Source organism: Nonomuraea sediminis (assembly GCF_018531495.1).
Classification (GTDB): Bacteria; Actinomycetota; Actinomycetes; order Streptosporangiales; family Streptosporangiaceae; genus Nonomuraea; species Nonomuraea sediminis.
Map to the genome: position 1 here is coordinate 211,404 of NZ_JAHDTI010000014.1, position 13,322 is coordinate 224,725.

Here is a 13,322-nt window from a genome sequence, read left to right on the forward strand (position 1 = left end):
CTTCGTAGGAACGAGCTACGAGGAGATGACGCATGAGGACGAGGTCACTGCTGGCGATCGCCGCGCTGGTGCTGGGTTCCGCCACACCGGCGGCGGCAGCCGTACGGCCGGCCGAGGCGATCCGGGTGACGCTGCCCGCGCCCACCGGCCGGTACCCCGTCGGGACGGTCGCGTTGCACCTGGTGGACCGGTCAAGGCGGGACCCGGTGGTGACCTCGCGGCCGTACCGGGAGCTCATGGTGAGCATCTGGTACCCCGCGCGCGAGCCGGGGCAATCGCCCCAGATGCCGCCTCTGGCCGCGGCGGGCTTCGACAAGGACACGGCCGCCGATCTCGGCATCAAGCCCGGCGAGGTGGACTGGGCGGCGACCAAGACGCACGCCGGGGTCCGCACCCCGGTCGAGCGGCGGGCGGGCGCGCTGCCGGTGGTCCTGTTCTCGCCAGGGTTCCAGGCGCCGCGCACGCTCAGCACGGTCCTGGTCGAGGAGCTGGCCAGCCGCGGCTACGCCGTGGTCACCGTCGACCACACCTACGAGCCTGACCAGGTGGAGTTCCCCGGAGGCCGGGTCGCGGGCGACGAGCTGCCTCCGGTGCGGAACGAACAGGAGCAGGCCAAGCTCTTCAAGGTCCTGCTCGAGGCGCGGGTCGCGGACCTCAGGTTCGTCCTGGACGAGCTGGCGCGCCTCGACCGCGGGCACGACCCCGACGCCGACCACGCGCCGCTGCCCGCCGGGCTGCGCGGCTCCCTGGACCTGACCCATGTCGGGGTGTTCGGCCACTCCATGGGCGGGGCCACGGCCGCCCAGCTCGTGCACGACGACAGGCGCGTCGACGCGGGCGCCAACCTCGACGGCATCATGCTCGGACCGGTCGCGCAAAGCGGCGTCACCAAGCCGTTCCTGCAGGTGGCGGGCGGGCCAACCACCCGGAGCAGCGAGCCGACCTGGAAGAGCTTCTGGGATGCCTCCACCGGCTGGAAGCGCGAGGCGCGCTTCGCGGGGACACAGCACTTCTCCTTCTTCGACCTTCAGGCGATCTTCCCCCAGCTGGCGGGCAGGCTGCCGAACGTACCCGTCACCGACCTGATCGGCACGATCGACCCGGCCCGCTCGATCGCCGCCCAGCGCGCCTACCTCACCGCCTTCTTCGACCAGCAGTTGCGCGGACGGCACAGCCCCCTCTTCGACGGCCCCAGCCAGGCCTATCCCGAGGTGAAGCTCATCCCGTGAGTGCAACCTGGGTTGCACGCGGATCTCCGCCTCCAGGCGGAAGCAGCGCAGGAGATCGCTTCCTAACGTAGAACCCGTGCTCGCCCGCCACCAGGACGCCCTCGTCATCGCGCTGCTCGCGCTGTGCTGCGTGATCCAGATCAGGTACTTCAGCCCGGCCGTGGGCGACCCCTGGGCGATGCTCACCCTGCACGCGGCGCTGCTGGTCCCGCTCGCCCGGCGCCGCCGCCACCCCGTCGCCGTCTTCGCGGTCGTGGCGCTGGCCAGCCTGGCCGGGTGGCTGGCGGGCTTCGGCCTGCTCGCCGCCAACGGCGCCGTCCTGATCGCGATGTACGGCGTGGCCGCACGAAGCCGGCTGCGCTGGGCGATCGCCGCCGGAGCCGTCGCCGAACTCGGCATCGCCCTCCTGGTGCTCCGGCCGGACGAATCCCTGGTCGTGCTGGCCAAGGAGTACGCCGCCTTCTCCGTCTTCGTCGTCGCGATCTGGATCGCCGGCATCCAGGCCGGCACCCGCCGCCGCTACGTCCACAGCCTGGTGGAGCGGGCCAGGCAACAGGCCCTCATCACGGCCGCGGCCGAGCGGGCCCGCATCGCCCGCGAGCTGCACGACGTGGTCGCGCACGACGTCAGCGTGATCGTCCTGCACGCCGACGGCGCCGGATACGCCCTCCACACAGAACCCGACCTGGCCGCGCAGGCCCTGCAGACCATCTCCGCCACCGGCCGCCAGGCACTGGCCGAGATGCGGCGGCTGGTGGGCGTGCTGCGCGACGACACCGGCACACACGAGCCACACGCTCCCCAGCCCGGGCTGGCGGCGCTCGGCGACCTCGTCGATCAGATCCGCACGGCCGGGCTGCCGACAGACCTCACCCTGCACGGCCCTGCACGGCCACTGCCCGAAGGGCTGCAACTCGCGATCTACCGGATCGTGCAGGAGGCACTGACCAACGCCCTCAAGCACGGCGGGCCCGGCACCCGAGCCACCGTCGAGGTCGACCTTCGCCCCGAGGAGATCAGGCTGGACATCGCCGACGACGGCCGGGGAGCACCCGCGCTTCAGGTCACGGGCGGCCACGGGCTGGCCGGCATGCGCGAAAGGGCCGCGCTCTACGGCGGCGACCTCCACGCCGGGCCCCTGCCCGGTGGCGGCTTCCACGTGTCGGTCCGCATGCCCGCCGGCCACGCCGGATGATCCGGCTCGTGCTGGTGGACGACCAGGAACTCGTGCGGGCCGGGTTCCGGCTGGTCCTGCGATCCCAGCCCGACCTCGACGTGGTCGGCGAGGCCGCCGACGGCGCGCGGGCCATCGAGGTCCTCGACCAGGTCGAGGCCGACGTGGTGCTCATGGACGTGCGCATGCCCCGGATGACCGGCCTCGAGGCGGCCGCCCTCATCCGTACCGGCGCCGCGGCGCCCAAGGTCCTCATCCTGACGACCTTCGACCTGGACGAGTACGCCTTCGCCGCGATCAAGGCGGGCGCGTCGGGCTTCCTGCTCAAGGACGCGCCCGCGGCGGACCTGTTCAGCGCCATCAGGTCGGTCCACTCGGGCGACTCCGTCGTCGCGCCGAGCACCACCCGGCGGCTGCTGGAACGCTTCGCCGTACATCTGCCCGACGGCGGGCCGGGCCCGCGGGCGGACGGCCTCACCGCGCGCGAACTGGAGGTGCTCCTGCACGTGGCGCGCGGCCTGTCGAACGCCGACATCGCGCGGCACCTGCGCCTGGCCGAGGCGACGGTGAAGTCGCATCTCAACAGGATCCTGGCCAAACTTGGCCTGCACGGCCGCGCCCAGGCCGTCGTCTACGCCTACGAGAGCGGCCTGGTCACCCCCAACCGGCCGACGACCGGTTAGCGCTCGTCAGGCTGGGCCGAGCGGACGATGTTGGTGGCCTTCGCGTGCTCCCACGCGCCCGCCTCCAGCTGTTCGACCCACAGCACCCGCGCCGGCTCCTGTCCGGGGTTCTCCCAGGAGAACGAGGTCTGCGCGGTGAGGATGATCGAATCGCCCTCCGCCAGGAGGATCTCCTCGGCGTCGGGCAGCGTGAACCGCAGCTGACCGGCCAGGACGAAGGCGAACGACTCCCCCGGGCGGGCGTAGGCGCCGTGGCTGGCCTCGCCCGGCGGCACGGTGAGCAGCGAGGACTCCAGGCGGTATCCGGGCAGCGTGAGCTCCTCCCAGACCACCCCGCCCGCGAACAGCCCGCGAGCACGCTCGTCCTGACGCACGACCATGGTGCCCCGGGCGTGGAACGTGGCCAGCGCGCTCGGCGGCACCAGCAGGGCGTCCGCGATGCGCATGATGAGCTGCGTGGAGACGCCGGTGTCGCCGCGCTCCACCGCGCCCAGATGGGCGGGCGACACTCCGACCATCTCCGCGAGCTCCTTCAGAGACAGCCCGCTGGCCCGTCTGGCGTTACGGATCGAGTGGTTGTCCCAGTGGCGCCTGCCGCCGTCGGCGGCGGACTCCTGAGCCAGGGACGTGCGGATCGCCGCAGGATTCCAGCCGCGCCTGCGGCGTAGATCGGCGATCCGCAGCGCCCGCGCCAGATGCTCGTCGGTGTAGCGCCGCTGCCCCCCGCCGCTGCGATCGGGAACCAGCAGCCCCTGGGATTCCCAGACCCGCAACGTCTGCGGGCTCACGCCGACCGCCGCGGCGACCTCGCCGATCGTGCGGTACGTCATGGCTGGTGAGTTTAGCGGGACGCAGGGGACCGACTATCGACAAACCTGCAATTTTTTTGTAGCTTTCCCCTCACTGTTCCTACGCTCCTCAGTGGAGATGCCCTTGAGCAGCGACGTTGTCTCCAAGCCCACGCGATTCCTCGACAAGATCGAGGTCCGTTCCATCGACTACATCCCCCCATCGGAACGCCGGGGCAAGGCCTGGCACCAGGCGCCGTTCTGGTTCACCGGCCAGCTCGTGGTCTCCACGGTCATCGTCGGCTTCGTCGGGCCGGCCCAGGGCCTGTCGGTGGGCTGGTCCATCGCCTCCGGCGCGCTGGGCGCGCTGGCGGGGGCCTTCCTCATGGCCTTCCATGCCAACCAGGGCCCGACCATGGGCCTGCCCCAGATGATCCAGTCCAGGGCGCAGTTCGGCGTCAAGGGCGCGGCCCTGCCGATGGCCGCGGCGATCTTCCTCTACGTGGGGCTCAGCGTGTTCGGCGTCGTGCTCGGCGGCCAGGCGATCTCGATGGTGCTGCCCGGCCCCTCGCTGCTGTGGGGAGCGCTCGTCGTCGTGCTCGCCACGTTCCTGGCCATCGTCGGCCACGACCTGCTGCACGCGGTGCTGCGGTGGCTGTCGTACCTGGTGGGCCCGGTCTTCGTGGTGCTGACCGTGCTCGCGCTCGTCCACCTCCATCCCCAGCCGACCGGGCACCCGGACACGGTGGCCGCGATGCTGGTCCAGTTCGTGGCCGCCGCGGGATACCAGCTGGGGTACGCGGTCTTCGTCTCCGACTACTCGCGCTACCTGCCGGCGTCCACCTCCACCAGGTCCGTGGTCGGCTGGACCTATCTGGGCGCGGCGGCGTCCGCGATCTGGCTGATGGCGCTCGGCTCGTTCATCGCCTCCGCGGTGCCGGTCGCCGACGCGCTGCCGAACCTCCAGGACATCGGCGACCGGCTCTTCCCCGGCTTCGGGACGTTCGCCGTGGTGGTCACCCTGGTGCCGAGCGCCATCGCCCTGATGGGCGTCAACCTCTACGGCTCGATGCTGTCGGGCGTGAGCATCGCGGCCGGGTTCCGGCCCATCACTCTCTCGGTGCGGGCCCGCGTGATCGGGATCGTGGCGGGCGGCGTGTGCGCCTACCTGATCGCGCTGGCCATGCCCGCGGCCTACCTCGGCACCTTCAATGACTTCGTCACGATCGTGCTGTACCTGCTGGTGCCCTGGTCCGCGGTGAACCTCGTCGACTACTACTGGGTACGGCGCGGCCGCTACGCGATCGCGGCGCTGTTCGACCAGAACGGCGTCTACGGCCGGTGGGGCGCCGCCGGGCTGGCCGCCTACGGGCTCGGCTTCGCGGCGATGATCCCCTTCATGTCCACCGGCTTCTACACCGGCGCGGCGGTGCCCGCGCTCGGCGGCCTGGACATCGCCTTCGCCGTGGGACTGCTCGTCGCCGGCGGGGCCTATCTGATTGCCAACCGAGGCTTCGACCTGTCGAGCGAGGAGCCCGCCATCACGGCCAGCCGGCGGCTGCTCGGCGAGAGCGCCGACGACATCGAGAGGCGGACCGTCCACACCGCGACGGGACACCTGTCCGTCCTGCTGCGCCGCGGCCAGAACGGGACGGCACCGGTCCTGTTCCTGCACCCGGCCAACCTGTCGGCCCGCTGCTGGCGCCTGGTGACCCGACGGCTCCCCGCTGACCGGGGATGGATCGCGCTCGACCTGCGCGGTCACGGGGAGTCCACCCGATCAGGCACGTACGGCGTCGACAGCTGGGCCGAGGACTGCGCGCGCGTCCTGTCCTCGCTCGGCGTGCCACGGGCACACCTGGTCGGCGCGTCGGCGGGCGCGGCCGTCGCGGTCGAACTGGCCGCGCGGCACCCGGACCTGGCCGCCTCGCTCGTCACGGTCGGCGGCGCCTTCCGCCCCGCCGACCCCGAGGAGGGCACCCTGATCGACGACATCGTCGAGATCGGCCCCGAGCGGGCGCTCAGCCGCCACGCCGCGGCCGAGGCGGTAGCCGTACCCGAGGCCGCGGATGAGGCGATCGCCGACCTCAGCCGCAACGACGCCGCGACGACGATCGCCATCTGGCGCGCGGCCGCGGCGACCGACACGGAGCGGGCCGAGGCGAGGCTGCGCTGCCCCGCGCTGGTCGTCGTCGGGGAGCTCGACGGCACCTGCCCGCCGGCGGAGTCCGCCGGGTTCGCCGAGGCCACCGGAGCGCGACTGGAGATCCTTCCGCGGGTCGGCCACCTGCCGATGTACGAGGCGCCGCAGGACCTGACGGCGCTGCTGACCGAGCACCTGCGGAGGCACCCGTGACCACGGTCTACCGCGGGGCGGCCGTGCACGACGGCACGGGAGCGCCGCCCGTGATCGGCGACCTCGTGGTCGAAGGCGGCCGTATCGGCGCTCACGCCGATCAGGACGCGTCCGTCGTGGACGTTTCAGGGCGCGGCATCATCCCCGGCCTGATCGACTGCCACACGCACGTGACGCTGCCGACGCTCGACCCGCTGCGGCTCATGAACACCCCGCTCTCCCGCCGCTTCCTGGAGACGGGACGCACGCTGGCCACGACGCTGGACCTCGGCATCACCACCGTCCGCGACGCCGGCGGCGCGGACGCGGGGATCGCGCAGGCGGTCGCCGACGGCGTCGTCCGCGGCCCCAGAGTGCGCACGGCCATCGCCATGATCTCGCCGACCGGCGGCCACGCCGACCCCTGGCGGTTGTCGGGCACCGACGCGCGCTGGCACTTCCCGCTCTACCCGGGCATGCCCGACGCCGTGGCGGACGGTCCCGTCGGGCTGCGGCGGGTGGTCCGCGAGATCGTCAGGGCGGGCGCCGACGTCGTCAAGGTCGCGGTCTCCGGCGGCATCAGCTCGCCCCGCGACGACCCCAGGCACTGCCAGCTCCGCCAGGACGAGCTCAGCGCCCTGGTGGAGGAGGCCGGCGCGGCGGGCCTGCGGGTGATGGCGCACGCGCACGCACCGGCGGCGATCATCGCCGCGGTACGGGCCGGGGTCGCCTCGATCGAGCACGGCGTGTTCATCGACGAGGAGAGCATCGCCCTGATGGTCGAGCACGGCACCTTCCTGGTGCCCACGCTCACGGCGGCGCGCGCGTTCCTCGAGGTCTCCTCGGCCGATCCGGACAGCCTGGCCCAGGCCAGGGAGGCCGTCGCCGTGCACGAGACCAACCTGCGCCGCGCGCTGGCGGCGGGGGTGCGGATCGCGATGGGCTCGGACTCCGGGTTCTCCCCGCACGGCCGCAACCTCGACGAGCTCGAGGCCCTGGCATCGGCCGGTCTCGACCGGGCCCAGGTGCTGCGCAGCGCGACGTCGGCCGCGGCCGAACTGCTCGGCGCAGACCACGAGATCGGCACCCTGCGGCCCGGCATGCGGGCCGACTTCACCGTCGTGAACGGTGACCCGCTCGACTTCGCCGGCCTCGCCGACCGCATCGAGGCCGTCTATCAGGACGGCGTGCTGGTAGGCGGGGCGAGTTTCGACAACAGCAACGAGGAGCACTGATGCAGTTCATGACGCGCACCGCCCCGGCTGAGGACATCGAGGAGATCCTGCGGCTGAACCGGGAGTGGTGGGAGTCCAACATCGGCTACGACATCCCCCGCATGGCCGCGGTGTTCCCCTCGCCCGGCGAGGAGTATCTGATGTTCAACTTCAACGGCCACCCCTATTTCAACATGCGGGAGAAGGTGGCGCTCTGGCAGCACTACCGCGCGAGCGAGGACTTCGTCGGCACGCCGGAGGTGCGGATCATGCGCCTGGAGGTGCGCGGCGACACCGCGTGGCTGGCCTGTGAGGCCAGGATCGACGAGATCGGGCTGTCCGACGGCGAGCACGCTCCCGACACGAAGAACACGCTGCTGGTGCGCGCCACCGAGATCTACCACCGCGACAACGGCGAAGGACTCCCGCAGTGGCGGATGTGGCACACCCACATCAGCCCGCTCCCGCCTGACGACGAGCCCAGGCCCGGCTTCACCGACACCATGCGGGAACGCGGTCTCGGCTGGGTGCCGTGGCAGCCGCTGCCCGCGCGGGAGGCGTGATGAGCCGGGCCGGCCTTCCCTCCCTCGGCCTCGTGCTCGGCAGCTCGCAGTCGCCGCAGGACATCCTGACGGCGGCCGCCGCGGCCGAGCGTGCCGATCTGGACGAGCTCTGGCTCGGCGAGGACTACTTCTTCACCGGGGCCTTCGCCACCGCCGCCACGCTCCTGGCCACCACGCGGCTGCCTGTCGGCATCGGCATCGTCCCCGCCACCACCCGCCACCCGGCGGTCACCGCGATGGAGATCGCCACCCTGGCCGGGCTGCACCCCGGCAGGGTGCGCGCGGGCGTCGGCCTCGGCGTGCCCGAATGGCTGGACGCGATGGAACTGCGCCCCCGCTCCCCGCTCGGCGCGGTCCGTGACACCCTGCGCGGGCTGCGCACCCTCCTCGGAGGCGACCCGCTCAGCGGCGAGTTCGCCTCGTTCACCGCGCACGACGTCACGCTCGAACACCCACCGGCGACGCCGCCGCCGCTGTACGCGGGGGTGGGCGGCCCCAAGGCGCTGCGGCTGTCCGCGGCCGAGGCGGACGGCACCGTGCTGTCGGTGCTCGCGGGCCCCGACTACGTGCGGTGGGCCCGCGAACGGCTGGCGGAGGCGGGAGCCGGCGCCGGCCACCGCGTGGTGGTCTACGCGCTGTGCATGATCGATGACGACCGTGACGCCGCCCGGGCCGCGCTGCGTGAGTTGTTCGGGTTGTACCTGCTCAGCGGTCCCCGCAACCCGATGTCGGAGGTGCAGGGCATCGCCGACGAGGCGGAGGCGCTGGCCGCACGGGGGATCGAGGCCGCGATCCTCGACATCCCCGACGAGTGGCTCGATCGGCTGGCCGTCGTGGGCACGCCCGGCGACTGCGCGCGCAGGCTCGCCGACCTCGCCGAGGCGGGAGCGGACGCGGTCGCGCTCGCCTTCCCGCCCGACCAGCCGATCGACAAGCTGGTCGAACGGCTGGCAGCGGACGTGATCCCGTCGGCCGGTGCGCGATGACCTTCTCCATCGTCGCGCGCGACGAGCACACGGGACGGCTCGGCGTCGCCGTGGCCTCGCACTTCCTCGGCGTCGGACGGCTCGCCCCCTGGGCCAGGGCCGGCGTGGGGGCGATCGCCACCCAGGCGTTCGTCGACCCGGCCTACGGCCCGCGCGGGCTCGACCTGCTCGCCGCCGGGCACTCGCCGCAGGGCGCGCTGGACCGGCTCCTGGCGGCCGATCCCGATCGCGGCCAGCGCCAGGTGGCGATGGTCGACGCCGCGGGCGCACTCGCCGTACACACAGGACGGCACTGCTACGCCGAGGCGGAGCACGCGACAGGGCCCGGCGTGTCGGCGCAGGGCAACATGCTGGGCGCCGCGGGCATCCCGCATGCCATGGTCGAGGCCTATCTCGACGCGCACGGAGACTTCGCCCATCGGCTGCTCGCCGCCCTGCGGGCGGGCGAGCAGGGTGGCGGGGACGCCAGGGGCAGGCAGTCGGCGAGCCTGTACGTCGTGGCGGCGGATAGGGCCGAGCCGCCCATCGCCGGGGTGGAGGTCGACCTCCGGGTCGACGACCACGACGACCCGCTGCGGGAGCTCGGGCGGCTGCTCGGCCTGCACCACGCCTACGCCGACATCGGCGTCATCTTCACGCCCGGCGTGGTCAGCGGTGACAGGACGCCGACGGACGCCGAGGTGGCCGAGGCCCTGTCCGCGCTGTCACGCGCCGCGGAGCTGCTGCCCGGGCAGGCGGAACCGCTCATGTGGTCGGCCATCGTGCTCGCCCGCGCGGGCCGGCGCTCCGAGGCGGACGAGGCGAGCACCAGGGCCGTGGCCGCCAACCCCGGTCTGGGCGCCTTCCTTGACCGGCTCCGTGAACAAGGCGTCCTCGGTTAGCCGGCCGGCTGCTGTGCCGCGTCGGCGGGCACCTGGTCGCCTGCCGGCGCGGACTTGGCGGGGATGCGCTTGCCGAGGGTGATGAACAGCAGGACCAGGCCCACGGTCAGCAGGACGTGGCCGAGTCCCGCGGCCAGCGCGATGGCCTCGCCGCTGGGGCGGCCCAGGACCGTCAGGGTTCCGTGGAGGGTCATCATGGCCACGGTCAGCACGAGGCCGGCGTTGTAGATCCAGAAGAACCAGTTGTAGAGCCGGCTGGAGGTCAGCGAGAACAGCTTCTCCAGGACCAGGACGATGAGGAAGAACAGCATTCCGAGCGCGAGCAGGTGCGTGTGGACGACGCCGAGCTGGGTGTCGCCGGTGAAGTCGTTCAGTTTGGTGAGCTCGCGGTAGTACAGGCCGCTGACCACTCCAATGATCATGTAAACGTGAGCGATATTGAGGATCTTCCTCATGTGCTGACCTTCACTCTCGCGCAGGAATGATGGACCCCAGTCCGAATGCGTCGAGACCGTATCGAACCACGATCCAATTCCGCAATCCCGACAAATCACCACTGCGGGCAAATGAGTAACCCGTACTCATGCCGTCACGATCAGCCCTGCCTACCTTCGGACATAGATCGTCTCTGAAGGGCAGGAAGACATGAACAGGACACTTCGCGTAGCGGCGACAACCGCGCTGGTCGTGGCCGGGTCGGCCTTCGTGGCCCACCCCGCCTCGGCGAGCTCGTGCTCGATCCAGCCGTACGGGCTCATCGGCGACTACTGGCAGTCGCTCGGCGGGGAGAACGCCATCATCGGCTGCCCCACCGACGAGGAGAGGGGCGTACCCAACCGCAACGGCCGGAGGCAGAACTTCGACGACGGCCAGATCGCCTGGTCTCCGGACCAGGGTCCGAAGATGATGGTCGCGGCCTACTCGGCCAAGGTCGGCGGCAGGAACGGCCTGGTCTTCCGCTGGGGACCGAGCACCCCCTTCAACTACGACTACGTCAAGGTGACCCTCAGCGGCGGGCTGCGCGGCGTACTGAAGCTGAAGGACCAGCCGCGCACGAACGGCCGCCTGGTCGTCTACCCCGGCGCGGGGAAGCGGGTCAGCTTCACCGTCATGGGCTGCGACAACAAGTTCCCCGCCGACACCTGCCGCCAGGGCTGGACCATCTGGGTGTCGGCCACCTCCAGCTAGCCGCCACGCCCCCGGCCGCCCGTCCAGGCGGCCGGGTACTCCTTTTAGAGAGAGCTCTCTAAAAGGAGAATGATGGCAACGGACTTCACCGCCCTGCACGCTCTGATCGACACCGGGGACCTCACGGACACCCTGGCGGTGCGTGCCGCGGTCGACCTGCGCACGTTCGTCGCCGGCGCGATGGGGTGGGCGCCCGGCTGGCTGCGGCTCCTCTATCGGGCGCGAGGGGTGTTCGCGCGGCTGCTGCGCACGGCCCACCCGGATGTACGGCCCGGCTCAGGCGGCATGCGGGCCGAGGACGTGCTGTTCACCCGGGGCAACCGGACCGGGTTCTTCAGGTCGGTCGTCGAGGACCGGTACCTGCTGGTGACTCCTCCACTCCCTGAAGGGAGCAGCTTCTCGCTTCCCTCGGCTGAGGTAGGCGACGGACAAGCCCTGCCCGTTTCGAACAAAGAAGCCGTATCAAGGAAGCGATTCCCCTGCCGGGTAAACCCGGCAGTCCCCTCGCTAGATCTGATGGCTCGCGCCGCGACGCGCGCCAGTTCTTCCCGTAATAGCCCGCGAGGGCGGCGAACGCGGCCTTGGGTTCCCAGGGCAGGTCGGGATAGGTGGCTCCGCGGCGGTCCTCGTAGACCTTGACGATGCCGTAGCTGGCCAGGTCCAGGTCGTCGCGGGGATCCCCGTCGGGGCGGTGCGGGTGGTCGTAGAGCGCGAAGGTGAACACGAACGTGCTGTCGATGCCTCCGGCGTCGAACGCCTCGAGCAGCTCGCGCAGATACGCGGCCTGACCGGCCTCGTCGCGGGCGTACTCGCCCGTCAACCGCACAGGCGCGCGGGTGACGGCGTCGTACTCGACGATCTCCAGACCCAGCGCGCCCCGGTCGCCGGCGCCCTGGTAGCCGGCCGAGCCGAACTCGGTGATCGCGACCGGCTTCCCCTGGGCGACGAGACCACGGATGCCGTCGGCGAAGCGGTCGGCGATCTCGGCCGACCGGTAGAGGTCCACGGACACGATGTCGAAGGGCGCCCAGTCGACGCCCTCGAGCGGCACGGAGGCGTAGGTCACCCTGCCGCCGAAGCGCTCACGGACGACTGACACCGCCTTGGCGAGGAAGTCGTTGACGCGGGTGCTGACCTGGCCGATGTGCTCGCGCACGCGATCCGGCCTGCTCAGCAGCTCGAGCCGCTCGTCGGTGCTGTGGCCGGGCAGGAATCCCTGGTTCATCAGGCTCAGCTCGGCGCCGGCGACGAACACGACCTCGGCTCCCCGCCGCCTGAGCCGCTCCGCGCGTTCGGCGCAGTCGGCGAACAGCGACAGCATCTCGTCGGCGGTCAGCTCGAGCGGATAGGGAGAGAACCAGACCTCGAGGCCGAGGTCGGCGGCGAGCGCCGCCACGAGCTCGATCCGTCCGGGATCACCGCCCATGACGCGGACCGCGGTGCAGTGCAGGTCGTCACGGATGATGCGCAGCTCGCGCCCGACCACTTCCGCGTCGAAGTTCTCGTGGCCGATCGCTCCCTTGTAGACGAAACCGGTGTCGTAACTGATGCCTTTGGCTCGCACGTGTCGCGCCCTTCTCTCGTTAAGGTACTCGACGTACCCTAATTGCTGCGGTTCAGGCTTTGCAACCAAGATGGGAAGGTACGGCGGGTATCGATCAGAGGAGTCCGATGAAGGAGCCGGGTGCCGGGCAGACGCGGCGACGTGGGGCCGCGCTGGAGGAGGCGATCCTGCGCGCCGCGGCGGACGAGCTGGCCGAGTCCGGATACGCCGGGCTGACCATGGACAAGGTCGCCACCCGCGCCGGCACCAACAAGAACGCCCTCTACCGCCGCTGGCCGAACCGCCTCTCGCTCGGCATCGCCGCCTATCGGCAACTGACCACGACGGTCACGCCCGCCGACACCGGCAGCCTCCGGGGCGACGTCCTGGAGCTGCTCCGTCAGGCCAACCGCTACTGGAGCTCCCCCCTCGGCGCGATCCTGCGTGAGCTGCTCTCCGCGGCCGGAGGCGCGTCGGAGCTCCTGGCCCAACTGCAGGACCAGTCCGGCGACGCCGCGGCCGCCCCCTGGCTGACCATCCTGGGACGCGCGGTCGCGCGCGGCGAGGTGGCCCCGGAAGTGCTCCACCCACGGGTCGCCACCGTGGCCATGGTCCTGCTGCGCAACGAGTTCGTCATCCGCGGCGTCCCGACCGCGCCCGACGACGTCCTCGTCGAGATCGTCGACGAGGTCTACCTGCCCCTGGTACGGCGGCGCGGCCCGGCCACGGGCTGACGCG

Annotated in this window: 13 protein-coding genes; 10 read left to right on the forward strand and 3 right to left on the reverse strand. The window is 71.7% G+C overall.

What is annotated here, in order from left to right:
• Positions 1-32: 32 nt before the first annotated feature.
• From KIK09_RS45045 to KIK09_RS45055, 3 genes are all read left to right on the forward strand, one after another.
• Positions 33-1,229: an alpha/beta hydrolase family protein gene (locus KIK09_RS45045; RefSeq protein ID WP_214325684.1), complete on the forward strand. Its 1,197-nt coding sequence runs from the start codon at positions 33-35 to the stop codon at positions 1,227-1,229.
• Between the two features lie 76 nt (positions 1,230-1,305).
• Positions 1,306-2,424: a sensor histidine kinase gene (locus KIK09_RS45050; RefSeq protein WP_308164690.1), complete on the forward strand. Its 1,119-nt coding sequence runs from the start codon at positions 1,306-1,308 to the stop codon at positions 2,422-2,424.
• A complete protein-coding gene (locus tag KIK09_RS45055; protein WP_214325685.1) occupies positions 2,421-3,086 on the forward strand; it encodes a response regulator transcription factor in 666 nt (221 codons plus the stop codon). Before KIK09_RS45050 ends, KIK09_RS45055 begins: the two co-directional genes overlap by 4 nt.
• Here KIK09_RS45055 and KIK09_RS45060 read toward each other — a convergent pair.
• On the reverse strand, positions 3,083-3,916 hold the full coding sequence (locus tag KIK09_RS45060) for a MerR family transcriptional regulator (protein WP_214325686.1): 834 nt from the start codon (positions 3,914-3,916) through the stop codon (positions 3,083-3,085). The genes KIK09_RS45055 and KIK09_RS45060 overlap by 4 nt on opposite strands.
• 103 nt (positions 3,917-4,019) lie before the next feature.
• On the opposite strand from KIK09_RS45060, the gene KIK09_RS45065 reads away from it, so the two are divergent.
• The 5 genes from KIK09_RS45065 to KIK09_RS45085 are packed head-to-tail and all read left to right on the forward strand — an operon-like array spanning position 4,020 to position 9,853.
• On the forward strand, positions 4,020-6,230 hold the full coding sequence (locus KIK09_RS45065) for an alpha/beta fold hydrolase (protein WP_214325687.1): 2,211 nt from the start codon (positions 4,020-4,022) through the stop codon (positions 6,228-6,230).
• A complete protein-coding gene (locus tag KIK09_RS45070) occupies positions 6,227-7,444 on the forward strand; it encodes a metal-dependent hydrolase family protein (protein WP_214325688.1) in 1,218 nt (405 codons plus the stop codon). Before KIK09_RS45065 ends, KIK09_RS45070 begins: the two co-directional genes overlap by 4 nt.
• Entirely contained in the window at positions 7,444-7,986 is a 543-nt protein-coding gene (locus KIK09_RS45075) for a YybH family protein (RefSeq protein ID WP_214325689.1), read from the forward strand. Before KIK09_RS45070 ends, KIK09_RS45075 begins: the two co-directional genes overlap by 1 nt.
• Positions 7,986-8,972, forward strand: a complete 987-nt coding sequence (locus KIK09_RS45080) for an LLM class flavin-dependent oxidoreductase (protein ID WP_214325690.1) — start codon at positions 7,986-7,988, stop codon at positions 8,970-8,972. The genes KIK09_RS45075 and KIK09_RS45080 overlap by 1 nt, the downstream gene beginning before the upstream one ends.
• A complete protein-coding gene (locus KIK09_RS45085; RefSeq protein ID WP_214325691.1) occupies positions 8,969-9,853 on the forward strand; it encodes a DUF1028 domain-containing protein in 885 nt (294 codons plus the stop codon). The genes KIK09_RS45080 and KIK09_RS45085 overlap by 4 nt, the downstream gene beginning before the upstream one ends.
• Here the strand turns inward: KIK09_RS45085 and KIK09_RS45090 are convergent.
• Complete coding sequence (locus KIK09_RS45090; RefSeq protein WP_214325692.1) at positions 9,850-10,308, reverse strand: DUF2871 domain-containing protein; 459 nt, start codon at positions 10,306-10,308, stop codon at positions 9,850-9,852. The genes KIK09_RS45085 and KIK09_RS45090 overlap by 4 nt on opposite strands.
• A 190-nt stretch (positions 10,309-10,498) precedes the next feature.
• Between KIK09_RS45090 and KIK09_RS45095 the strand changes: the two genes are divergently transcribed.
• Positions 10,499-11,041 carry an LGFP repeat-containing protein gene (locus tag KIK09_RS45095; protein WP_214325693.1) on the forward strand — a complete coding sequence of 181 codons (543 nt, stop codon included), beginning with the start codon at positions 10,499-10,501 and terminating at the stop codon, positions 11,039-11,041.
• Positions 11,042-11,375: 334 nt separating this feature from the next.
• Here the strand turns inward: KIK09_RS45095 and KIK09_RS45100 are convergent, their stop codons facing one another.
• Complete coding sequence (locus KIK09_RS45100) at positions 11,376-12,605, reverse strand: glycoside hydrolase family 113 protein (protein ID WP_250574780.1); 1,230 nt, start codon at positions 12,603-12,605, stop codon at positions 11,376-11,378.
• A 107-nt stretch (positions 12,606-12,712) separates the two neighbouring features.
• Between KIK09_RS45100 and KIK09_RS45105 the strand changes: the two genes are divergently transcribed.
• Entirely contained in the window at positions 12,713-13,318 is a 606-nt protein-coding gene (locus KIK09_RS45105; protein WP_214325694.1) for a TetR/AcrR family transcriptional regulator, read from the forward strand.
• Positions 13,319-13,322: the final 4 nt, after the last annotated feature.